At 54.9% G+C, this 448-nt stretch carries 1 protein-coding gene; it reads left to right on the forward strand.

Features of this window, described 5'->3' with window-relative positions; all coding sequences use genetic code 11:
• Positions 1-375, forward strand: a 375-nt coding sequence (locus tag ACU8YC_RS27625) for a hypothetical protein (RefSeq protein ID WP_446896344.1), incomplete at its 5' end; no start/stop codon positions are given.
• Positions 376-448: the final 73 nt, after the last annotated feature.

The raw sequence follows: 448 nt of genomic DNA on the forward strand, positions 1-448 counted from the left end.
GTCGGATATCCAGCCAAGCACCGTATTGATGACCGCTTGGGAGCGATCAGTGAAGAACATCGTCCATATGGCAAACGCCACGATGGCGATTGCGGAACCTTAGAACACTACGGGATTGATTCGATCAGCGGGCGCTTCGGAATCATTAGGCGAGAGCTCAGCCTCGTTCATCAGTTCTATCTCCTGAACTTGTTCTGGCTTTACGACATCGCAGTGCGACGTATTGCGGCAGGTAGCGTGCAATTCCATGGGAATTGCGCGGGCCTGATGGCGGGCGGGCATGCAAGACGTGCTGTGCTGATGACAGCCATACCCTTCGGCGACAAGAGCGCCGACAAAACAAAAGCGTTGATTTGCTCCGATCAGATGAAATAAGCGAGGCATCCTACACGATAAATGCCAATCCCGCGAACAACGCGAACCACCCACAGCCTGCTCGGTGCCGGCC

This window comes from Citrobacter sp. VF227 (assembly GCF_052950715.1).